Annotated in this window: 20 protein-coding genes and 1 pseudogene; 16 read left to right on the top strand and 5 right to left on the bottom strand. The window is 71.1% G+C overall.

Annotated features, from left to right (window positions below; translation table 11 throughout):
* Positions 1-96 precede the first annotated feature (96 nt).
* The 5 genes from OG429_RS27470 (at position 97) to OG429_RS27450 (ending at position 5,020) form a co-directional block, all read left to right on the top strand.
* Entirely contained in the window at positions 97-1,122 is a 1,026-nt protein-coding gene (locus OG429_RS27470) for an adenosine deaminase (RefSeq protein WP_328927914.1), read from the top strand.
* Between the two features lie 36 nt (positions 1,123-1,158).
* The gene (locus OG429_RS27465; protein WP_328927913.1) at positions 1,159-1,848 is read left to right on the top strand and encodes a glycerophosphodiester phosphodiesterase; all 690 of its coding nucleotides are present in this window, start codon (positions 1,159-1,161) and stop codon (positions 1,846-1,848) included.
* A complete protein-coding gene (locus tag OG429_RS27460; RefSeq protein WP_443051281.1) occupies positions 1,845-3,011 on the top strand; it encodes a sensor histidine kinase in 1,167 nt (388 codons plus the stop codon). The genes OG429_RS27465 and OG429_RS27460 overlap by 4 nt, the downstream gene beginning before the upstream one ends.
* Positions 3,008-3,685 carry a response regulator transcription factor gene (locus tag OG429_RS27455; RefSeq protein WP_328927912.1) on the top strand — a complete coding sequence of 226 codons (678 nt, stop codon included), beginning with the start codon at positions 3,008-3,010 and terminating at the stop codon, positions 3,683-3,685. Before OG429_RS27460 ends, OG429_RS27455 begins: the two co-directional genes overlap by 4 nt.
* Positions 3,686-3,832: 147 nt before the next feature.
* Positions 3,833-5,020 carry a serine hydrolase domain-containing protein gene (locus tag OG429_RS27450; protein ID WP_328927911.1) on the top strand — a complete coding sequence of 396 codons (1,188 nt, stop codon included), beginning with the start codon at positions 3,833-3,835 and terminating at the stop codon, positions 5,018-5,020.
* Here OG429_RS27450 and OG429_RS27445 read toward each other — a convergent pair.
* From OG429_RS27445 to OG429_RS27435, 3 genes are all read right to left on the bottom strand, one after another.
* Entirely contained in the window at positions 5,013-5,477 is a 465-nt protein-coding gene (locus tag OG429_RS27445) for a hypothetical protein (protein WP_328927910.1), read from the bottom strand. The two genes, OG429_RS27450 and OG429_RS27445, sit on opposite strands and share 8 nt — an antisense overlap.
* A 78-nt stretch (positions 5,478-5,555) precedes the next feature.
* Positions 5,556-6,734 (bottom strand): polyamine ABC transporter substrate-binding protein, encoded by a 1,179-nt coding sequence (locus OG429_RS27440; RefSeq protein ID WP_328927909.1) that lies wholly within the window; start codon positions 6,732-6,734, stop codon positions 5,556-5,558.
* A gap of 92 nt (positions 6,735-6,826) precedes the next feature.
* A complete protein-coding gene (locus tag OG429_RS27435) occupies positions 6,827-8,266 on the bottom strand; it encodes a gamma-aminobutyraldehyde dehydrogenase (protein ID WP_328927908.1) in 1,440 nt (479 codons plus the stop codon).
* A 169-nt stretch (positions 8,267-8,435) separates the two neighbouring features.
* On the opposite strand from OG429_RS27435, the gene OG429_RS27430 reads away from it, so the two are divergent.
* The 11 genes and pseudogenes from OG429_RS27430 (at position 8,436) to OG429_RS27380 (ending at position 19,364) form a co-directional block, all read left to right on the top strand.
* Positions 8,436-8,939, top strand: coding sequence for an Lrp/AsnC family transcriptional regulator (locus OG429_RS27430; RefSeq protein WP_328927907.1), 504 nt, complete (start codon positions 8,436-8,438; stop codon positions 8,937-8,939).
* 3 nt (positions 8,940-8,942) lie between these two features.
* Positions 8,943-10,304, top strand: coding sequence for an aspartate aminotransferase family protein (locus tag OG429_RS27425; RefSeq protein ID WP_328927906.1), 1,362 nt, complete (start codon positions 8,943-8,945; stop codon positions 10,302-10,304).
* A 321-nt stretch (positions 10,305-10,625) separates the two neighbouring features.
* Positions 10,626-11,270 (top strand): annotated as a pseudogene (locus OG429_RS27420) (ABC transporter ATP-binding protein); the annotation flags it as partial.
* Positions 11,252-12,328 (top strand): hypothetical protein, encoded by a 1,077-nt coding sequence (locus OG429_RS27415; RefSeq protein ID WP_328927904.1) that lies wholly within the window; start codon positions 11,252-11,254, stop codon positions 12,326-12,328. The pseudogene OG429_RS27420 and the gene OG429_RS27415, both read left to right, overlap by 19 nt.
* Positions 12,329-12,354: 26 nt before the next feature.
* Complete coding sequence (locus tag OG429_RS27410) at positions 12,355-13,446, top strand: LOG family protein (protein WP_328927903.1); 1,092 nt, start codon at positions 12,355-12,357, stop codon at positions 13,444-13,446.
* Between the two features lie 80 nt (positions 13,447-13,526).
* On the top strand, positions 13,527-14,432 hold the full coding sequence (locus OG429_RS27405) for a hypothetical protein (RefSeq protein ID WP_328927902.1): 906 nt from the start codon (positions 13,527-13,529) through the stop codon (positions 14,430-14,432).
* Between the two features lie 103 nt (positions 14,433-14,535).
* Positions 14,536-15,135, top strand: coding sequence for a hypothetical protein (locus OG429_RS27400; RefSeq protein ID WP_328927901.1), 600 nt, complete (start codon positions 14,536-14,538; stop codon positions 15,133-15,135).
* A 134-nt stretch (positions 15,136-15,269) separates the two neighbouring features.
* Positions 15,270-15,506, top strand: a complete 237-nt coding sequence (locus OG429_RS27395) for a ferredoxin (RefSeq protein ID WP_328927900.1) — start codon at positions 15,270-15,272, stop codon at positions 15,504-15,506.
* Positions 15,496-16,890, top strand: a complete 1,395-nt coding sequence (locus OG429_RS27390; protein ID WP_328927899.1) for an NAD(P)/FAD-dependent oxidoreductase — start codon at positions 15,496-15,498, stop codon at positions 16,888-16,890. Before OG429_RS27395 ends, OG429_RS27390 begins: the two co-directional genes overlap by 11 nt.
* A 39-nt stretch (positions 16,891-16,929) precedes the next feature.
* A complete protein-coding gene (locus OG429_RS27385) occupies positions 16,930-18,177 on the top strand; it encodes a cytochrome P450 (protein ID WP_328927898.1) in 1,248 nt (415 codons plus the stop codon).
* Between the two features lie 101 nt (positions 18,178-18,278).
* Positions 18,279-19,364, top strand: a complete 1,086-nt coding sequence (locus OG429_RS27380) for an IS630 family transposase (RefSeq protein WP_328927897.1) — start codon at positions 18,279-18,281, stop codon at positions 19,362-19,364.
* Here the strand turns inward: OG429_RS27380 and OG429_RS27375 are convergent.
* On the bottom strand, positions 19,361-20,425 hold the full coding sequence (locus tag OG429_RS27375) for an ABC transporter ATP-binding protein (RefSeq protein ID WP_328927896.1): 1,065 nt from the start codon (positions 20,423-20,425) through the stop codon (positions 19,361-19,363). The genes OG429_RS27380 and OG429_RS27375 overlap by 4 nt on opposite strands.
* Positions 20,425-22,041, bottom strand: coding sequence for an ABC transporter permease (locus OG429_RS27370; protein ID WP_328930442.1), 1,617 nt, complete (start codon positions 22,039-22,041; stop codon positions 20,425-20,427). The genes OG429_RS27375 and OG429_RS27370 overlap by 1 nt, the downstream gene beginning before the upstream one ends.
* Between the last annotated feature and the right edge of the window lie 91 nt (positions 22,042-22,132).

Below are 22,132 nucleotides of genomic sequence, written 5' to 3'. Positions count from 1 at the left end.
CGTACAGCCATGCTAAGCGTTGCCACCGACAGTCACGGTCCCTGCCTACGATGAAGGCAGACCTGCCCGCACCCGCGTCCTTCCGGAGGCACCCTCATGACCGACCTTCATCCCTTCATCGCGGGACTGCCCAAGGCGGAACTCCACGTCCACCACGTCGGCTCGGCGTCACCGCGCATCGTGGCCGAGCTCGCCTCCCGGCACCCCGACTCGAAGGTCCCGACCGACCCCGAGGCCCTCGCCGAGTACTTCACCTTCACCGACTTCGCGCACTTCATCGACGTCTACCTCTCCGTCGTGGACCTGGTCCGCACCCCCGAGGACGTCCGGCTGCTGACCTTCGAGGTCGCGCGTGACATGGCCCGGCAGAACATCCGCTACGCCGAACTGACCATCACCCCCTACTCCTCCACGCGCCGCGGCATCGACGAGAAGGCCTTCATGGAGGCCATCGAGGACGCCCGCAAGGCCGCCGAGGCCGAACTCGGCGTCATCCTGCGCTGGTGCTTCGACATCCCCGGCGAGGCCGGCCTGGAAGCCGCCGCCGAGACCGCCCGCCTCGCCGTGGACCTGCGCCCCGAGGGCCTGGTCTCCTTCGGCCTGGGCGGCCCCGAGATCGGCGTCCCGCGGCCCCAGTTCAAGCCGTACTTCGACCAGGCCCGCGCCGCCGGCCTGCACAGCGTGCCGCACGCCGGCGAGACCACCGGCCCCGAGACCATCTGGGACGCCATCCGCGAACTGGGCGCCGTGCGCATCGGCCACGGCACCAGCTCCACCCAGGACCCGGAACTGCTCGCCTACCTGGCCGAGCACCGCATCGCGCTGGAGGTCTGCCCGACCTCCAACATCGCCACCCGCGCCGTCACCGACCTGGACCGGCACCCCGTCAAGGAGATGGTCGCCGCGGGCGTGCTCGTCACCATCAACAGCGACGACCCGCCGATGTTCGGCTCCGACCTCAACAACGAGTACGCGGTGGCCGCGCGCCTCCTCGACCTCGACGAGCGCGGTCTCGCCCAGCTCGCCAAGAACGCCGTCGAGGCCTCCTTCCTCGACGCGGCCGGCAAGGCCAAGCTCAACGCGGAGATCGACGCGTACACGGCCGAATGGCTCGCGCGCTGACGGCCGCTTGAACCTCCGGCCCGCGAGAATGGGGCCATGCGCACCCTGACTGCCGTCGGCCACCGCGGCGATCCCTACCGTGTCCGTGAGAACACCCTGTCCTCGATCCGCTCCGCCTTCGCGCGCGGGGCGGACGCGGTCGAGATCGACGTACGGCTGACCCGCGATGGGGTGCCGGTCCTGCTCCACGACGAGACGCTCCAGCGGCTGTGGGGCCATGACGTGCGCCTTGACGCCGTCACGGCCCCCCAGTTGGCGGAGCTGACGCAGGGCGCGGTCCCGACGCTGCGCGACGCGCTGACGGCGGGCGGGGCGGGCCGGCTGATGCTCGACCTGCCGGGCGCCTCGTTCGAGGCGGTGCGGACCGTGGTGGGCCAGGTCCGCGAGTGCGGGGCGCGCGAGCGCACCTACTACTGTGCGGGGCCCAACACGATGCTGGCGGTCCGCGCCGCCGATCGGGGCGCGGAGATCGCGCTGACCTGGACCACGCTGTCGCCGCCGCGCCGGGTGCTGATCGACGCGGTCGCCCCGCGCTGGCTCAACTACCGCTTCGGGCTGGTCGGCCGGGAGCTGACGGACGCACTCCACCGGGACGGCCTGCTGGTGTCGGCCTGGACCGCGGACACCAAGCGGACGATGCGGCGGCTCGTCAGGGCCGGGGTCGACTCGATCACCACCAACCGGGTGGACGCGCTGGAGTCCGTACGGGCCGAGTTCGGCCGGTGATACGGGCCTTCGGCGAGCGGATCCGGCACGCGGACCCGCGCTGGCAGGACCTGGGCCTGATGCTGCTGGTGCAGGTGGCCACGACGATTCCGTTCGTCGTGCCCAGGGCTCCGGACGAGTCGCCGGCCGACTGGCCGGCATACCTGCTGACCACGCTGGTCAATGTGCCGCTGGTGTGGCGCCGACGGGCGCCGGTGTGGGTGATGTTCGGCGTGATGGCGGCCGGCTCGGTGTACCGGCTGTCGCTGGACGGTCCCGGGCAGCCGCTGCCGTACGCGGCGCTGATCGCCGTCTACACGATCGCGCTGCTGAGTTCGGCGCGGGTGCGGCTCGTGATGGGGGTGGTCGTGACCGTGGCCATCGTGGGCTCCGTGGCGCTCAACACGACGACGGCCAAGGAACTGCTGTTCGCGCTGTTCGTGTTCGGGGCGGCGGTCACGCTGGGCCGGCTGCAGGCCACCCGGCAGGCGTACACGGCGGCCGTCGAGGACCGGGCGGCGCAACTGGAGCGGGCGAACCGGATCGAGGCGGAGCAGGCCGCGGCCCGTGAACGGGCCCGGATCGCACGGGAGATGCACGACATCCTCTCCCACGCGGTCAGCCTCATGATCGTGCAGGCCGAGGCCGGTCCGGTGGCGGTCCGCCGGGCGCCGGCCCGGGCCGAGGCTGCCTTCGAGGTCATCGCCGAGACGGGCCGGGACGCGATGGCGCAGCTGCGCACGATGCTGGGCGTGCTGCGCACGGAGGAGGCGGCTCCGCGTGCGCCGCAGCCCGGGATCGGGGCGCTGCCGGCTCTGCTGGACAGGGTGCGGGCCAGCGGGGTGCGGGTGTCGTACGAGCGGACGGGCGAGGTGCGGGAGCTGCCGGCCGCGCTGGAGGCGACGGTGCACCGGGTGGTGCAGGAGGCGCTGACGAACGTCGTGAAGCACGCCGCGGCCTCGGCCGTGGAGGTCGCGCTGGAGTACGGGGCGCGGGCGCTGACCGTGAGGGTCACGGACGACGGCCGCGGGACGGGCCCGTCCTCGGGCGGGCACGGCCTGATCGGGATCCGCGAGCGGGCGGCGGCACACGGCGGGACGGCCGAGGCCGGTCCGGTGCCGGGCGGGCGGGGCTTCTCGGTGCGGGTGGTCCTTGTAACCTCGCCGCTGGAGGTGGGGAATTGACGATCCGTGTGGTGGTGGCGGACGACCAGGAGCTGGTGCGCAGCGGGTTCGCGATGATCCTGGACGTCCAAGAGGACATCGAGGTCGTGGCGGAGGCCGGGGACGGCGAGGCCGCGGTGGAGGCGGTGGCCCGGCTATCGCCGGACGTGGCGCTGCTGGACATCCGGATGCCGGTGCTGGACGGGATCGAGGCGTGCCGGGCGATCACGGCGCGGAGCGCGTGCCGGACGGTGATGCTGACGACGTTCGACTCGGACGAGTACGTGTACGAGGCGCTGCACGCGGGGGCGAGCGGGTTCCTGCTGAAGGACGTGCGGCGGGACGATCTGGTGCACGCGGTACGGGTGGTGGCCGCGGGCGAGTCGCTGCTGGCGCCTTCAGTGGCGCGGCGGCTGATCGAGGAGTACACGGCGGCGACGGCGCGTCCGTCCCAGCCGGCCTTCGCGGCGGACCGGCTGGAGGTGCTGACGGCGCGGGAGCGGGAGACGCTGCTGCATCTGGGGCGGGGACTGTCGAACGCGGAGATCGCGGCGGCGCTGGTGGTGAGCGAGCACACGGTGAAGTCGCATGTGGGGAACGTGCTGGCGAAGCTGGGGCTGCGCGGCCGGATCCAGGCGGTGATCTGCGCGTACGAGACGGGTCTGATCGCGGCGGGTACTCCCTCCGGAGAGTGAGTGCACGGCGTGTCGCCTCCCTCTCGCGGCCCAGTTGTCGTACTGGAGAAGACCCCTCTCAGTGGTGATCCTCAACCACCCCTCCGACCAGGAACATTGAGGTCGTCGGGGCAGCTGGGCCCCGCGGTCTCGCAGGGGGAAGACATCATGAACGCATCCGCGCGCACGCTGATCGCCGCCGCTCTGGTCCTGGGCATCGCGTCCGGCCCGGCGGTCGCACACGCCGCTCCGGCTCCGGTACCGGCGGGCGCCGCGGCGCCGGCCGTCTCGACCCCGCCGAACGCGGCGGCGCTGGAGAAGGCGATCGCGGGGCTCGGCCCGCAGAACCCGTACGCGACGGCCGCGCTGGTCCGCGTGGGTGGTACGAGCGGTAGCTGGAAGGGAAGTTCCGGCGTGGCCAACATCCGGACGGGGCGCGAGCCGATCGAGGGCGCCCGGTTCCGGGCCGGGTCGGTGACGAAGACCTTCACCGCGGCGGTGGTGCTGCAGTTGGCCGCCGAGGGCAGGGTGGATCTGGACCGGCCGGTGCAGGAGTACCTGCCGGGGCTGCTGTCAGGAGAGTTCGAGCCGGTCAGCGTGCGGCAGCTGCTGAACTACACGAGCGGCATCCGGCCGGCCGACGGTCCGGGGGACTCCTTCGAGGCGCAGTACGCCCACCGGTTCGACGTGGTCGACCCGCGCGCCCTGATCGCGAACGCCGTGGCGAAGGGGCCGGAGTTCCGGCCGGGCGAGAAGCAGCACTACCTCAACATCGACTACACGGTCCTGGCCGTACTGATCGAGAAGCTGACGGGCACGACGTACGAGCGGGCTCTGACCGCCCGGATACTGGGGCCCCTGGGCCTGCACCACACGTCGGTGCCGTCCCGTGAGCAGAACCGGATACCCGGCCCGCACCACCACGGCTACCAGGCGGTGCCGCGGGCCGACGGCACGCGGGAGCTGGTCGACGTGACGGACTGGAACTCCTCTTCCAACTGGGCCGCAGGGGACCTGATATCGACCACCGCGGACCTGGAGAAGTTCACCGTGGCCCTGTTCGGCGGCCGGGTGGTGCCGAAGGCGCAGCTGGAGGAGATGTTCACGGTGCCTGGGGTGAAGGACTTCGAGAGCGGCGAGGACGCCGCGCAGACGGCGGGGCTGAAGCGGCTGGTGCTGCCGGACGGCACGGTGACCTACGGCAAGACGGGCTCCCGGTACGGCTACAGCACCGTGATCGGGGGGACGCGCGATCTCTCGCGCACGCTGGTCTACTCGGTCAACTCCACCGATGCCAAGGGGCAGGACATGAACAAGGTGACGTTCGGCATCGTGATGGCGGCCTTCGCTAAGTAGCCATCGCCTCAAGGCGCTTGATCATGCGGCGCAGGACCATCAGGGGGATCACCCCGAAGACGCCGAACGACATGTCGATGACGCTCCACCAGATGGGTATGCCCCGGATCGGGCCGCAGATCAGGGCCAGCGGGATGATGCCGGCGCAGGCGACCATGCCGGCTTCGACGATCCAGATGTTGCGAACCGGGTCCCGGTGGACGCCGTAGAAGAAGACGGCGATGACGAGATGGGCGAAGGCGAGCCAGTCGGTGCCGTAGAGGAGGAAGGGGTAGTCGGCATCGGCGCGGTCCAGTCCGTCACCCACCCGTCGCAACCACTCGTTGTCCAGCAGGGCGTTGGCCCAGTGGAGCTCGCTGACCAGGGGGAAGGCCGTGAGTCCACTGAGCACGAGGCAGACGAGGAACAGGGTCAACCAGGCACGGATCCGCCGCTGAAGGGCGTTTGACTCGCTCATGAAAGGAAGCCTACGCCAGCTTTCTGAACACGTTCAGCCACATTGATGAACGCGTTCAATTCTGTGGCCGGTCCGTGATCAGAGCCCGACGATCGCGTTCCACCGCCGGGCGAGGGAGCGGCGTTCGGCCGAGGAGATGTCCCGGGCCACGGCGAGCCGCTTGCGCATGTCGCCGTCGGGGAAGATCAGCGGGTTCTCGGCCAGTTCGGCGGTCTCCTTGTCGCCGGAGCCGGCCAGCACCTCACGGGCGGCCGGGACCGGGCAGACGTAGTTGACGGAGGCGGCGAGCTCGGCCGCCACCTCCGGGGCGTAGTAGTGGTCGATCAGGGCCTCGGCGTTGGCCTTGTGCCGGGCCAGGTTGGGCACGAGGAGGCTCTCCGCCCAGAGTTCGGCCCCCTCCTCCGGCACCACGAACTCGATGTCCGGGTTGTCGGCCTGGAGCTGGATGGCGTCGCCGGAGTAGGCCTGGCAGGCCAGGACGTCGCCCTTGCTCAGATCGGAGGTGTAGTCGTTGCCGGTGAAGCGGCGGATGTGCTTCTTGCGCACCATGCTCTCGACCTGGTCGCACATCCGGTAGAAGTCGGACTCCGTCCAGCGGGTGACGTCCACGCCTTCGCCCTGCATCAGCAGCGCGAAGGACTCGTCGAGGCCGGAGAACAGGGTGACCTTGCCCGCGAGGTCGGGCTGCCAGAGGTCCTTGACCGACTTGATCTCCCGGCCCAGGGCCTTGCGGTTGTAGGCGATGCCGGTGATCCCCGACTGCCAGGGGACGGTGTGGAGCCGGCCGTCGTCGAAGGCGGGGGACCGCAGCTGCGGGTCCAGGTGCTCGGCCACGTTGGACTGTGCCGAGCGGTCCATCTTCTGGGCCCAGCCCAGGTGGACGAAGCGGGCGGCCATCCAGTCGCTGACCACGATCAGGTCGTGGCCCGTCTCCTGGTGGTTCATCAGGGCCGGACTGACCTTGCCGAAGAACTCGTCGTTGTCGTTGATCTCCTCGGTGTACCGGACCTCGATGCCCGTCCGCTCCGAGAACGCCTCCAGGGTCGGACGGCGCTCCTCGTCCTCGTCGTCGGTGTCGATGTACAGCGGCCAGTTGGAGAAGACGACGGTCCGGTCGCTGCCGGAGCCGTCGGGGCCTTCGCGCCGGTCCTCGGGGACGTAGGCGGCGGGGACTCCGCAGCCGGTGAGGGCGGCCAGCAGGCCGGCGGCACCGAGGCCGCGCAGCGCGGCGCGGCGGGAGAAGGCGAGTTCAGGCATGGGTTCAGCCTCGGTGAACGCGATGGGGCGGGCAATAGACATGTTGTCTACCGCCCGCCCCGTCAACGCTGTGCTGTGATCGATGCGGCCGATCAGCCGTCGAGCGAGGTCATGACGTGCTTGATGCGCGTGTAGTCCTCGAAGCCGTAGGCGGAGAGGTCCTTGCCGTAGCCGGACTTCTTGAAGCCGCCGTGCGGCATCTCGGCGACGAGCGGGATGTGGGTGTTGATCCACACGCAGCCGAAGTCGAGGTTCTTGGACATCCGCATCGCGCGGCCGTGGTCCTTGGTCCACACCGAGGAGGCGAGGGCGAACTCGACGCCGTTCGCGTACTCCAGGGCCTGGGCCTCGTTCACGAAGGACTGGACGGTGATGACGGGGCCGAAGACCTCGTTCTGGATGATCTCGTCGTCCTGCTTGAGGCCGGAGACCACGGTCGGGGCGTAGAAGTAGCCCTTCTCCCCGACCTGGTGGCCGCCCGCCTCGACCTTGGCGTGCGCGGGGAGGCGCTCGATGAAGCCCGCGACCTGCTTGAGCTGGTTCGGGTTGTTCAGCGGGCCGTACAGCACGTCCTCGTCGTCCGGCTGGCCGGTCTTCGTGTCCGAGGCGGCCTTGGCGAGCGCGGCCACGAACTCGTCGTGGATCGACTCGTGCACGAGCACGCGGGTGGCGGCGGTGCAGTCCTGGCCGGCGTTGAAGTAGCCCGCGACCGCGATGTCCTCGACGGCCTTCGCGATGTCGGCGTCCGGGAAGACCACGACCGGGGCCTTGCCGCCGAGCTCCAGGTGGACGCGCTTGACGTCCTTGGAGGCGCTCTCGGCGACCTGCATGCCGGCGCGCACCGAGCCGGTGATGGAGGCCATCGCCGGGGTGGAGTGCTCGACCATGGCCTTGCCGGTCTCGCGGTCACCGCAGATGACGTTGAAGACGCCCTTGGGCAGGACCGAGTCGATGATCTCCGCCATCAGTACGGTGGAGGCCGGGGTGGTGTCCGAGGGCTTGAGCACCACGGTGTTGCCCGCGGCGATGGCCGGAGCGAACTTCCACACGGCCATCATCATCGGGTAGTTCCACGGCGCGACCTGGGCGCAGACGCCGACCGGCTCACGGCGGATGATCGACGTCATCCCTTCCATGTACTCGCCGGCCGAACGGCCCTCCAGCAGCCGGGCGGCGCCCGCGAAGAAGCGGATCTGGTCCACCATCGGCGGCAGCTCCTCGCTGGCCGTGAGGCCCAGCGGCTTGCCGGTGTTCTCCGACTCGGCGGCGACGAGCTCGTCCGCGCGCGCCTCGAAGGCGTCCGCGATCTTCAGCAGTGCCTTCTGGCGCTCCGAGGGCGTGGTGTCACGCCAGCCCGGGAAGGCCGCCGCGGCGGCGGCCATGGCGGCGTCGACATCGGCCTGGCCGGAGAGCGGGGCGGTGGCGTACACCTCGCCGGTGGCGGGGTTGACCACCTCGGTGGTCCGCCCGTCGGCGGCGTCCTTGAACTCTCCGCCGATGTAGTTGCGCAGACGACGCAGTTCGGTGGTCACTACAGCCACACTCCTGATCACATGTCCAATGGTTGAGACGAATCCCAAGCCTAGCTTCTCGGCGGACGCTTTCGACAGACCCAGACGCCACGACCTACGAAATCAGTGAGATCGGAGTCGCCAGACAACGGATTTCATCGATTCCGTCTTGCGGAACAGACGACTCCTCGTGCACAGTGTGGTCGTGGTCAGTCGAAGCGCAGATTCCAGGAACAGACAACCGTCCCCTTCGGTCGATGCTGTGTCCCTGGCGATCATCGAGCAACTCCAGGAGGACGGTCGCCGTCCCTACGCGTCCATCGGCAAGGCGGTCGGCCTGTCCGAGGCGGCCGTGCGCCAGCGCGTGCAGAAGTTGCTCGACCAGGGCGTCATGCAGATCGTCGCGGTCACCGACCCGCTCACCGTGGGCCTGCGGCGCCAGGCCATGGTCGGCATCAACGTCGAGGGAGACCTCGACCCGGTGGCCGACGCCCTGACCGCAATGGCCGAGTGCGAGTACGTGGTGATGACCGCGGGCTCGTTCGACCTGATGGTGGAGATCGTCTGCGAGGACGACGACCACCTGCTGGACACGATCAACAAGAAGATCCGCACGCTCCCCGGCGTGCGCTCAACCGAAAGCTTCGTTTACCTGAAGCTGAAGAAGCAGACCTATATGTGGGGAACTCGATAGCCCGTGAGCCAGGACCTCTCCAAAACCGCGTACGACCACCTGTGGATGCACTTCACCCGCATGTCGTCCTACGAGAACGCGCCCGTCCCCACCATCGTGCGTGGTGAGGGCACCTACATCTTCGACGACAAGGGCAAGCGCTACCTCGACGGTCTCGCCGGACTGTTCGTGGTCAACGCCGGTCACGGCCGCAAGGAACTGGCCGAGGTCGCCTACAAGCAGGCCCAGGAACTCGCGTTCTTCCCCATCTGGTCGTACGCACACCCCAAGGCCGTGGAGCTCGCCGAGCGACTCGCCGACTACGCCCCGGGCGACCTGAACAAGGTCTTCTTCACCACCGGTGGCGGCGAGGCCGTCGAGACCGCCTGGAAGCTCGCGAAGCAGTACTTCAAGCTGCAGGGCAAGCACACCAAGTACAAGGTCATCTCGCGTGCGGTCGCCTACCACGGCACCCCGCAGGGAGCCCTGTCCATCACGGGCCTGCCGGCCCTGAAGGCGCCGTTCGAGCCGCTGGTCCCCGGCGCGCACAAGGTGCCGAACACCAACATCTACCGCGCCCCGATCTACGGCGACGACCCCGAGGCCTTCGGCCGCTGGTGCGCCGACCAGATCGAGCAGGAGATCCTCTTCGAGGGCGCCGACACCGTCGCCGCGGTCTTCCTGGAGCCGGTGCAGAACGCCGGCGGCTGCTTCCCGCCGCCGCCCGGGTACTTCCAGCGGGTCCGCGAGATCTGCGACGAGTACGACGTGCTGCTCGTCTCCGACGAGACGATCTGCGCCTTCGGCCGCCTCGGCACGATGTTCGCCTGTGACAAGTTCGGCTACGTCCCGGACATGATCACTTGCGCCAAGGGCATGACCTCGGGCTACTCCCCGATCGGTGCCTGCATCGTCTCGGACCGCATCGCGGAGCCGTTCTACAAGGGCGACAACACCTTCCTGCACGGCTACACCTTCGGCGGCCACCCGGTCTCCTCGGCGGTCGCGCTGGCCAACCTCGACATCTTCGACAAGGAAGGCCTCAACCAGCACGTGCTGGACAACGAGGACGCCTTCTTCTCGACGCTGAAGAAGCTGCACGACCTGCCGATCGTCGGCGACGTCCGCGGCAACGGATTCTTCTACGGCATCGAGCTCGTCAAGGACAAGGTCACCAAGGAGTCCTTCACGGACGAGGAGACGGAGCGCGTGCTCTACGGCTTCCTCTCCAAGGCCCTCTTCGAGAACGGCCTGTACTGCCGGGCCGACGACCGCGGCGACCCGGTCATCCAGCTGGCCCCGCCGCTGATCGCCGACCAGGGCACCTTCGACGAGATCGAAGGCATCCTGCGCTCGGTGCTCACCGAGGCGTGGACCAAGCTGTAGACAGCCGCCGGTCCGGACGGTGAACCGTCCGGCGCCGCAATGCTCCAACCACACGGCCCGGATCCTCCGTTCGAGTGAGAACGCGGGGGTCCGGGCCGTGTGCTGTCACCATCCAAGAGGTTCATCTCTTTACATCTCAGTGCGGCGCCAGTGACTTCGGCCGGCTCCGCTTCGTTCCCCCGGACGGAGGTGTACGCCATGGTGGCTCCACGGGACACTGCCCCAGCCGACAACGCCCTGCCGCAAGATGATCTGCTCTGGGCACGGTCCCTTCACTACTCCCACAGCGGTTCTCCGGGCATCACCGGGGTCTGCGTGGGAGTCCGCCAGGGCGAGATCCTGGCCCTGACCGGCCCGCGCGGCAGCGGCAAGACCACCCTGCTGCGCTGCCTGTCCGGACAGCTGCGGCCCGAGCAGGGCGAGGTCTGGTTCAACAGCGTCCCCGTGCACACCATGGGCGCCCTGGCCCGCGAGCGGCTGCGCCGCGACCGGTTCGGCTGGATCGGCCCCGAGCCGCAGCTGCTGCCCGAGCTGAAGGTGTGGGAGAACGCGGCCCTGCCGCTGCTGATCGCCGGCGCCTCCCACCGCGGCGCCAAGCACGCCGCCTGCGAATGGCTGGACCGCCTCGACATCGGCGGCTTCGCCCGCAAGCGCCCCCGTGCCCTCACCCGGGCCGAATCACAGCGGGTGGCACTGGCCCGGGCCCTGGTCAACGCGCCCGCGGTGATCTTCGCCGACGACCCCACGGCTCCGCTGCACCGGGCCGAGCGCGCCCTGCTGCTCCGTTCGCTGACCACCGCGGCCCGCTCCCACGGGATCACCGTGCTGCTGGCCACCCACGACGAGGAGGCGGCGGCCGTCGCCGACCGCCGCTTGGCCCTGCTCGACGGCCGCGACGCCGCAGCCGCCGGGCCCCCCGCCTCCGAGACCACGGAGGACCAGGCCGCGTGCTCGCTCTCCGCCTAGCCCGCGGCTCCCGCCCGCTCGTCCAGCTGCGCCGGCTCCTCGTCGCCGCCGCCTCGGCCGGTACCGGGTTCCTGCTGCTGTACGTGCTCGCCGAGGCGGTGGCCCGGCCCGCCGGATCGTTCCCGCGCCTGCTGTGGGCCCTGGTGCCGCTGGCCGCCACCGTCCACTTCGCCGTCGCCGTCGCCCGGACCGACCCGGCGACCCGGCCCCGGGAAGGACTGGACGCCGCCGGGCTGGGACCCGTACGGCTCGCTCTCGCCGCGGCCTTCTCCACCGCCGTCGCCTGCGCCCTGGGCAGCGCCCTGGCCCTGGCCGCCTTCCTCCACCTGCGCGGCGACCTGTCCGGGCTGCCGTTCGACGGAGCCGGGGCCGGGCTGCTCCACGCCGGCCAGCCGCTGCCCGTGGCGGCCGCCCTCACCCTCCTGGTCCTGCTCCCCCTGACCGCGTCGGCCTGTGCCGCCTGCGTCCTGGGCCGACGGCGCACCCCGACGGCCCCGCAGACCGGCCTGCCCTGGGGCATCGCGCTGACCTCCTGCGGCCTCGCCGTCGAGGCGTACGCGGGGCGGGGCGGGCCCGGCATGCTGGCCGGCTGGTCACTCACCGCGATCGGCCTCGCCCTCGCCGGACCCGGCCTGGCCTACGTGTGCGGCACGCTGGTCCAGGCCGTACGCCCGGGCGCGCTCCGGCTGCTGGCCGGGCGGGCCCTCCAGGAGGAAGCGCCCCGGCTCGGCCCGCCCCTCGGGGTGCTGTGCGCGGTCGGGGCGGGCGCCCTCACCGCCCTGGCCCTGCCCGACCGGGGCGGGCTGCTCGTCCCGCTGGGCCCGCTGACCGAGCCGGCCGCGGCCCTGGTGGCCCTGTGCGCCGCCGCGACCCTTCTCACATTCGCGGTAGAGGCCCGGCAGGGCCGCGCCGCCACCCGCGAGGCCCTGCACGACCTCGGCGCGCCCGCCAAGGCCCTGCGTACGGCCGCGAGTCTGCGGGCAACCGCCCTGATCGCCGTCTGCGTACCGGTCAGCTGGGGTGTGGCACAGCTGACGTCCCTGGCACTGACCCGCTGACCCGGGCAGCCCTTAGGGTGGGCCGAATGGTCAACGCAGACATCGAGATCGAGACGCTCGCCGAATTCGACCGGGTCGTGGCCCGCGGCTCGCTCAGCGGTTACCGGATCCAGTCGGTCAACCTGCTGGAGCGGACGTTCGCCCTGCTGTCCGCCGACACCTCGGCGGCCGTGTTCCTGGGCTGCGCGATGGAGCCCGACGCCTCGGCGAAGGTCCGCGCCGACGGCGCGCTGGTCTTCCCGCCCGTGCCGGACCTGCCGTTCAACCCGTACCGGAGCCTGCTGTACACGCCCGAGGAGCTGTTCGCCGGGCTGCTCGGCGGGTACGAGGCCACTCCCGACGCCCAGGCCTACGCCTGGTTCCAGGAGACCAAGGCGGACGGCGACGTCTTCTCCTCGATGCTGCGCTCCATCCACGACGACGCCGTCTCCGACGCGCTCGACGAGCACCTCGCCGGTGCCCGGGTGGTCGGCGTGATGGGCGGCCACGCCATGTCCCGGGGTGGTGCGGAGTTCCGGGGCGCGGCCGAGCTGGGCCGGGCGCTGGCCCGGTCCGGGTTCACGGTCGCCACCGGCGGCGGGCCCGGCGCGATGGAGGCCGCCAACCTCGGCGCCTACCTGGCCCCGGCCCCCGACGAGGCCCTCGCCGAAGCCCTGGAGCTGCTGGCCAAGGCCCCGTCCTTCGCCCCGTCCGTGTCCGACTGGGCGCAGGCGGCCTTCGCCGTACGCGACCGGTGGCCCGACGGCGGCGACTCGGTGGGCATTCCGACCTGGTTCTACGGTCACGAGCCGCCGAACGCCTTCGCGGGCCACATAGGCAAGTACTTCGCGAACGCCACCCGCGAGGACGGACTGCTGGCGCGGTCCACGGCGGGCGTGGTGTTCCTGCCGGGTGCGGCGGGCACGGTCCAGGAGGTCTTCGACAGCGCGACGCCGAACTACTACGCGTCGCGGGGCGAGCCCGCGCCGATGATCCTGGTCGACCGGGCCCACTGGACCGAGCACCTCCCGGCCTGGCCCCTGCTCCAAGCGCTGGCGCGCGGCCGGGCGATGGAGTCCCGGATCGCCCTCGTGGACTCGGTGGACGAGGTTCCTGGCGCGCTCGCGTCGATGAGCTGAGCTCTCGAAGCAACTTCCCGGCCCGTTCTTACGTCTGGCAGAGGTACCGCAAAACCTGCCAGACGTGAACGGAGCCCTTGGTGCTCATAGGCCTGCTGACCGCTGTCGCGGCGTCCATCTGCTACGGGACGGGATCCGTCCTGCAAGCCGTCGGATCGCGCCGCGCCGCCCGGATGTCCCCGTCCGCCGCCGGGGTGACGGCGCACGGCGGCCCCAACCTGTCGTCCACCGCCAAGGCGGCGATGACGTGGGAGTTCATCGTCGGCACGATCCTGGACTTCGTGGGCTTCGGGCTGGGCGCTCTGGCGGCCCGGTTGCTGCCGCTCTTCCTCTCGCAGACCGTGATCAGCGCCAATCTGGTGATCACGGCCGTGCTGAGCGTGAAGATGCTGGGCATCCGGCTGAGCCGCAAGGAGTGGACCTCCATCGGAGTGGTCTGCACGGCGCTGGTGCTGCTGGCGACGGCGGCGGGCCACGAGGGCGGCCACCACGCGCCGATGTCCACGCACTGGTGGCTGCTGGGGATCACCCTGCTGCTGATGGCGGGCGGCACGGTGGCCGTACGGCTGCTGGGCGGCGGGGCGGCGATCCTGGCGGGCCTGCTGTCCGGCCTGGGCTTCGGCGCGCTCGGCGTCGGCGTCCGGATCCTCGACGGCATCGACCCCTTCGACCTCGGCACGCTGCTCTTCGACCCGGCGCTCTACGCCATCGTGGTGGCGGGCGTCGGCGGCATGTACCTGCACACCGTCGCCCTCCAGATCGGCTCGGTGAACGGTGCGACCGCGGCCCTGGTCGTCGGCGAGACGGTCCTCCCGGGCGCGATCGGCGTCCTGTGGCTCGGCGACGCCTCGCGCCCGGGCCTCGCCTGGCTGGCCGTCCTGGGCTTCGTCCTGGCCGTGACCGGGGCGGTGGCGGTCGCCTGGTACGGCAAGCACGAGGGCTCCGACGCGGAGGCGGACGCCCCGGTCCCCGAACCGGTGGCGTAGCCGGGCCGGTTCACCTGGTCGGCCGGTTCACCCGGTCGGCCGGTCCCCGATGGTGGCGGAGCCGCGCCTGCCGCTTGCTGGACGGGGGAGAAAGCGAGGGTTCATGGAACCCACGACTCAGCGGCTGCGGACCCCGCGCGCCGCGGGAATGGTCGGAGTCGCCTTCGCACTGCTGCTCGCGGCGGCGATCGTGCTGATACGGATCGCCGTCCCGTCGGGGAACGCCGACACGGCCATCGATCCGGACCGGCGCTGGGCGGTACGGGTGGCCCTGGAGATCGTGCCCTTCGCCGGGATCTTCTTCCTGTGGTTCATGGGCGCCCTGCGCGCCCATACGGGCGAGGCCGAGGACAGATTCATCGCCACCGTGTTCCTCGGCAGCGGATTCGTCTTCGTCGCCACCCTGTTCGTCGCCGCCGGGGCGGCGGGCACCGTGCTGGCGGAGAACACGCCCTCCGGCTTCGGCCGCCACTACGCCTACACGATCCTCGCGACCTACTGCATGCGGATGGCGGCCGTCTTCGTCTTCGCGACCACGGCGATCGGGCGGCGGCTCGGGGCCTTCCCCAGGTCGCTGGGCGTGCTGGGCACCGTCGTCGGGCTGGTCCTGATCGTCATCGGGTCCGGTGTGCCCTGGTCCGAGCTGGTGTTCCCGGCCTGGGCTCTCGTCATCAGCGTCCACATCCTGCGAACACGGCGCTGACCTGCGCATCTGCCGCCCGGCAGGCCGTCCTTGGCTCCCGCGCGCATCCTGGATGAGGGGAGGGATCGGGGACGGGGGGCTCGGGGACGACTGGGATCACGCGGATGACCGGGCCACGGAAGGACGGGTCTTTCATGAGGCTTGTCGTCGACCTCAATCGCTGCCAGGGATACGCGCAATGCGCGTTCCTCGCTCCCGACGTGTTCGCCATGCACGGGGACGAGTCGTTGCTGTACAACCCGGAGGCCGACGAGGAGCAGCGCGAGCACGTCGCGCGCGCCGTCGCCGCCTGTCCGGTCCAGGCCATCCTCGTCGAATACGACGCGTCGGACGAGCCCGTACCCACCGCGGAGGTGCGCGGTGAACGGTGACGGAAGTCTGGAGCGCCTCAAGCGCGACGGCCGGATCGTCGTCGTCGGCGCCTCCCTGGCCGGCTTGCGGGCGGCCGAGACCATGCGCGAGAAGGGCTTCACCGGTTCGCTCACGATGATCGGTGACGAACCGTACGAGCCGTACGACCGGCCCCCGCTGTCCAAGCAGGTCCTGCTGGGCAAGGCGACCGCGGACCGCACCGCGCTCCCCCGCCGCCGGGACATCGACGCGAAGTGGCGTCTCGGGGTCCCCGCCACCGGCCTGGACATGGCGGGCCGGAGGGTCCGGCTCGCCGACGGTGACGAGGTGGAGTACGACCGCCTGCTCATCGCCACCGGCGTACGGGCCCGGCCGTGGCCGAACGAGGAGGAGGGAGCGCTGGACGGCGTCTTCGTCCTGCGCACCCGCGACGACGGCGCCGCGCTGGAACGCAGCCTCGCGGCCGGTCCCCGCCGGGTGCTCGTCATCGGAGCCGGCTTCACCGGTTCGGAGATCGCGTCCGCCTGCCGGGAGCGCGGCCTGCCCGTCACCGTCGCCGAGCGGGGCAACGCCCCGCTGGTCGGCGCGCTCGGCGGAGTCATCGGCGAGGTAGCGGCCGAGATGCACCGCACGCACGAAGTGGACCTGCGTACCGGTGTGATGGTGACCGCGCTGGAGGGCGACCCCTCCGGGCGGGTCCGCGCCGCGCACCTGTCCGACGGCGCCACCGTCGAGGCCGACGTGGTGGTCGTCTCTCTCGGCGCGCAGCGCAACACCGAATGGCTCGCCGGATCCGGACTGGGTGCGGGACCCCGCGGCATCGCCTGTGACGCGGGCTGCCGGGCCTTCAACATCTGGGGCATCGTCACCGACGACATCTATGTGGCAGGTGACGTGGCACGTTCCCCGCACGCTCTGTTCGGGTACCAGTTCCTGTCCCTGGAGCACTGGGGCAACGCCGTCGCCCAGGCCGAGACGGCGGCGCACAACATGCTCAGCGAGGGCATGGACCGCCGCCCCCACGTGTGGGTACCGGCCTTCTGGTCCTCCCAGTTCGGGGTGAACATCAAGTCCGTCGGCGTCCCTCCGATGGGAACGGAGATCCTCATCACGCAGGGCTCGCGCGACGAGCGCAGGTTCGCGGCCGTGTACGGGTACCAGGGGCGCGTCATCGCAGCCGTCACCTTCGACCAGTGCCGCTGGCTGCCGTTCTACCAGCACCTGATCGAGACGACCGCGCCGTTCCCGCCGCAGTTCGCCACCGTGGACCGCAGGCCGGAGGGGCACAAGGCCCTGGCCGCGGACTTCCCGGACCCGTCGGTGCCCACGCACGGCCCGACCATCACCCTCAGCGGCTACTCGCCGGCCGACCGGAAGATGACCTTCACCCCCGCGCGCCACTGACCCCGCCGCGCCCTCCCCCGAGGACCACGAGGACCTGTCATGACACAAGCCATCCTGCGGGAGATCATCGACTACGCGAACCGCGCCGATCCGTATCCGCTGTACGAGGAGCTCCGCAAGACACCGGTGTCCCAGGACAGCGACGGGCCGTACGTCATCAGCACGTACTACGAGATCCACAGCCTCCTCCACGACCCCCGGATCAGCTCCGACCGCCGCAACCTGACGCCGACGACGGGTGATCCGCTGGCCCAGACCGAGGAGGACGGGGAGACGGCCCTGCCGCCGTCCTTCCTCGGTCTCGACCCGCCGGAGCACGACCGGCTGCGCCGGATGACGAACCGGCCGTTCGGGCCGCCGCACTCCCCGCACCGGGTCCACGACATGCGCGGCGAGCTCAAGGGCATCGTCTCCGGGCTCATCGACGGCATCGTCGCGGCCGACGGGCTGGACCGGATCGACCTCGTCGACCAGTTCTCCTACCCCTTCCCGGTCTCGGTGATCTGCCGGCTGCTCGGTGTGCCGCCCGAGGACGAGCCGCGGTTCCACGTCTGGGCCGACACCCTCGCCGCAAGCCTGGACCCCGACCCGGACGCCGACCCCTCCCAGCGCCACAAGGGCTCGCAGGACACCCGGATGGAGCTCGGCATGTACCTGGCCGGGCTGATCGAGGAGCGCCGCAAGAACCCGGGCGACGACATGCTGTCCCACCTGGCGACCGCGGACACGCCGGACGGCACGATGACGACGATGGAGATCCTCAGCACCTCGGCCCTCCTGCTGATCGCGGGCCACGAGACCACCGTCAACCTCATCACCAACGGGATGCTGACCCTGCTGCGCCACCCGGAGGTCCTCCAGCGACTGCGCGAGGACCCGGGTATGGCCGTCCCCATCGTCGAGGAACTGCTCCGCTACGAACCGCCGGTGCAGCTGCTGCCCCAGCGCAGCCCGCTCACCGAGATCGAGATCGGCGGCGTCACCATCCCCAAGGGCGCGTCGCTCTGGCTGATCCTGGCGTCCGGGAACCGCGACCCCAAGCGGTTCGACCACCCGGACCGCTTCGACCCGGACCGCGGGGACATCCAGCACCTCGGCCTCGGCAGCGGGATCCACAGCTGCTTCGGGGCTCCGCTGGCCCGGCTGGAGGCCCAGCTGGCGCTGAGCGAGCTGGCCCGCAGGCTGGAGAACCCGCAACTGCTGGAGGACCCGCCCCCGTACCGTCAGAACGCGGTCCTGCGCGGCCCGCGCCACCTGCCCATCTCCTGCGACGGCATCCGCCCCTAGTGATCTGGTCGTGAGTTCGTTCGGCACCACGTGAGTCGTCTTCCGTACCAGTTCACGGGTTTGGCTGACGGGCGCTGGTCGGTTTCGGTCTGCTGTGGGTTGTGGGTGACAGCAGGCTGGAGCCGCTGGTCCTGAGTGCGACCGAGCGGCAGGTGTTGAACAACTGGGTCAAGCGCCGCACGACCGCGCAGGGTCTGGCCCTGCGGGCGCGGATCGTGCTGGCGTGTGCGGACGGCGGGCCGAACCTGGCGGTGGCCGCCCGGCTGGGAGTGAACCGTGGCACCGTCGCCAAGTGGCGGACCCGGTTCCTGCGGGACCGGCTAGACGGACTCGCTGACGAGGCCAGGCCCGGGGTGCCGCGGACCATCACTGACGCCCAGGTGGAAGAGGTGGTGGTCCGGACCCTCGAAGAGACACCCGCCGGTGGGACGCACTGGTCCAAGCGGGAGCTGGCCAAGGTCGTGGGGATCTCCCCTGCGAGCGTGCTGCGGATCTGGCACGCCTTCGGCCTGCAGCCATGGCGGACCGAGACGTTCAAGGTCTCCCCGGACCCGTTCCTCATCGACAAGATCCGTGACGTCGTCGGCCTCTACCTGGCCCCGCCGGCGAACGCGGTGGTGTTCGCGGTGGACGAGAAACCGCAGATCCAGGCCCTGGAGCGGACCGCGCCGGTGCTGCCCATGATCCCTGGAGTGCCCGAGCGGCGAAGCTTCGACTACGTCAGGCACGGCACCGTTGATCTGTTCGCCGCCCTGAACACCGCAACCGGCAAGGTGATCACGAAGCTGTCCGCTCAGCACCGGGCCGTGGACTTCCGGGACTTCCTCGACGAGATCGACCGCCAGACCAGCAAGGGCCTGGCGGTCCACGTGATCTGCGACAACCTCTCCGCCCACAAGGCACTCGTGGTGCACAAGTGGCTTCTCGCGCATCCTCGCTTCCAGCTTCACTTCACCCCCACCTACTCGTCGTGGATCAACCAGGTCGAGCGGTGGTTCGCGGAGCTGGAACGACGCTGCCTTGAGCGTGGGGTGTTCTGCTCTCTCGACGACCTCAAGGCCGCACTCGAGAACTGGATCAAGGTCTGGAACGACGATGCCCGGCCGTTCAAGTGGACCAAGACCGCCGACCAGATTCTCGACCGGATCTGCCGCTACTGCTCACGCATCTCCGAACCAGATCACTAGGCGGCGTCGTCCACGTCACCGCAGCCCGGGGCGTCCGCCGGGAGTACGACCACCTCCGCGGGGGCGAAGGTCACCGCGACCCGGTCCCCCACGGCGGGCGCCCCCGCCAGTGCGCACTCCGCCTCCAGCACCGGACCCGCCTCCGGCCGCAGCAGCAGTGCGACGTGCGTTCCCCGGAAGGTGCGGGAGAGCACCTCGCACCGCAGGCCGTCCGGCCCCAGCACGACCCCCGCCGGGCGGATCAGCAGCCGCCGCTCCCCGTCCGCCTCCCCATCGGGAACCGGCACCTTCCCCCACGGGGTCCCCGCCACGCCGCCCGACACCACGGCCGGCACCACGTTCTCGAAGCCGAGGAACCGCGCCACGAACTCCGACGCGGGCCGCTGCCACACCTCCAGCGGGGTACCGGCCTGCGCGATCCGCCCGTCGCACATCACCACCACCCGGTCGGCCAGCGCGAAGGCCTCCCCCTGGTCGTGCGTGACGGCCAGCACGGTCGTGCCCAGCCGGGAGAACAGGCCCTGCAGCTCCACCACGAGGCGCTCCCGCAGCCCGCGGTCCAGCTGACCCAGCGGTTCGTCCAGCATCAGCAGCCGCGGGGACGGGGCCAGTGCCCGGGCCAGCGCGACCCGCTGCTGCTCGCCGCCGGACAGGGAGGCCACCGCCCGCTTCCCGGCTCCGGGGAGCCCGACCAGCTCCAGCAGCTCCGCGACCCGGCCCTCGCAGGCGCTCTTCGAGGAGCCCCGCATCCGCAGCCCGAAAGCGACGTTCCCGCCGACGTCCCGGTGCGGGAACAGCTGGTGGTCCTGGAACATCAGGCCGACGCCCCGACGGTGCGTGGGCACGGCCGCCTGGTCCGCGCCGCCGAGCAGCACCCGCCCCGCGGACACCTGCTGGAGCCCGGCGACGACCCGGAGCAGGGTGGATTTGCCGCTCCCGCTCGGCCCCAGCACGCACACGATCTCGTGCTCGGCGACCCGCAGGTCCACGCGGTCCAGGGCGTACCCGCCCGCCCGCTCACCGAAGCGGACCGACACCCCTTCCAGCTGAAGCAGCGTCATCAGAATTCTCCGGAGGTCTTGTCGGGTCGCAGTCGCTCCAGCACCAGCAGGGACACCGCGCACACCAGCATCAGAATCGTGCTCAGGGCCATCGCCTGCCCGTAGTTCAGCTCACCGGCCCGTCCCAGCAGCCGCGCCACGGCCACCGGCAGCGTCGGCCGGTCGGGCCGGGCGATGAAGACGGTCGCACCGAACTCGCCCAGCGAGACGGCGAAGGCGAACCCGGCCGCGATCAGCAGGGCCCGCCGCACCAGCGGCAGGTCCACCTCCCGCCACGCCCGCAGCGGGGACGCGCCGAGGACGGCGGCCGCCTCCCGCAGCCGTGCGTCGACGGCGCGCAGGACCGGCAGCATGGTCCGTACGACGAAAGGCACGCCCACCAGCGCCTGCGCGAGCGGCACCAGGATCCACGAGGTCCGCAGATCCAGCGGCGGCTCGTCCAGTGTGATCAGGAAGCCGAAGCCCACCGTCACGGCGGACACCCCGAGCGGCAGCATCAGAAGCGCGTCGAAGCCCCGTACGAAACGGCCCGCCCGCCGGGTCAGCGCGGCGGCCGCGAGGCCTCCGACGAGCAGGGCGATGGCGGTGGCGGCGAGCGCGTACTGGAGCGAGTTCCAGATCGCCTCCAGCGGCGGCACCAGGAACGTTCCGCCGCCGGCGCCCGTGTCCTGCAGCGCCCGGTAGAAACCGAACCCGTATCCGCCGGGAACGTCGAAGGACCGTTCCACCAGCACGCCCAGCGGCAGCACGATCAGCAGCGCGATCGTCAGCAGCACCCCGCCCAGCAGGGCGCTCTGCGCCCAGCCGCGCGGCCGGTGGGCCGTACGCGCCGGGTCCACGAGCCGCAGCGCGGTCTCCCGCCGACGCACCGTCCGGGCGTGCACGGCGAGGACCCCGCCGATCGCCGCGAACTGCACCATCGTCAGCACGGCGGCCGTGGACAGGTCCAGGAACTGCGCGGTCTGCCGGTAGACCTCCACCTCCAGGGTGGAGTACGAGGGGCCGCCCAGGATCTGCACGACGCCGAAGGAGCTGAAGGTGAACAGGAACACCATCAGCGAGGCGGCCGCCACCGCCGGGGCCAGCGCCGGCAGCGTCACATGCCGCCAGGCGGCGAACCGTCCGGCGCCCAGCACGCGGGCGGCCTCCTCCTGGCGCGGGTCCAGCTGCGCCCAGAGCCCGCCGACCGTCCGTACGACGACGGCGTAGTTGAAGAAGACGTGCGCGAGCAGGATCGCCCACACGGTGGTGTCCAGCCGGACGCCCCACAGCTCGTCCATCAGCCCGCCCCGGCCGACCAGCGCGAGGAAGGCGGTACCGACCACCACGGTCGGCAGCACGAAGGGGACCGTCACCACCGCCCGCAGCAGCTGCTTGCCGGGGAAGTCGAGGCGCGCGAAGACGTACGCGGCGGGGAGTGCGATCACCAGCGTGAGCGCGGTGGAGGCGAGCGCCTGCCAGGTGGTGAACCACAGCACGTCGGCGATGTCGGGCCGGGCGAGCACCTCGCCGATCCGGCCGAACTGCCAGCCGTCGTCGGTCTTGAGCCCGCGCCCGACGATCGCGGCGACGGGATAGGCGAAGAAGAGCCCGAAGAAGACCAGGGGTACGGCCATCAGGGCGAGTCGCACCGCGATCGCCCGCCGGCCCTCGCGAGGGCCGGGGCCCGGTGCGGCGCCTCCCGGCGCCGCACCCGGCTCCTTGGTG

This window comes from Streptomyces sp. NBC_00190, from assembly GCF_036203305.1.
In the GTDB taxonomy this organism is placed as follows: domain Bacteria; phylum Actinomycetota; class Actinomycetes; order Streptomycetales; family Streptomycetaceae; genus Streptomyces.
Note: the sequence above shows the minus strand (reverse complement) of the source record. Positions and strands in the feature narration are given on the sequence as shown.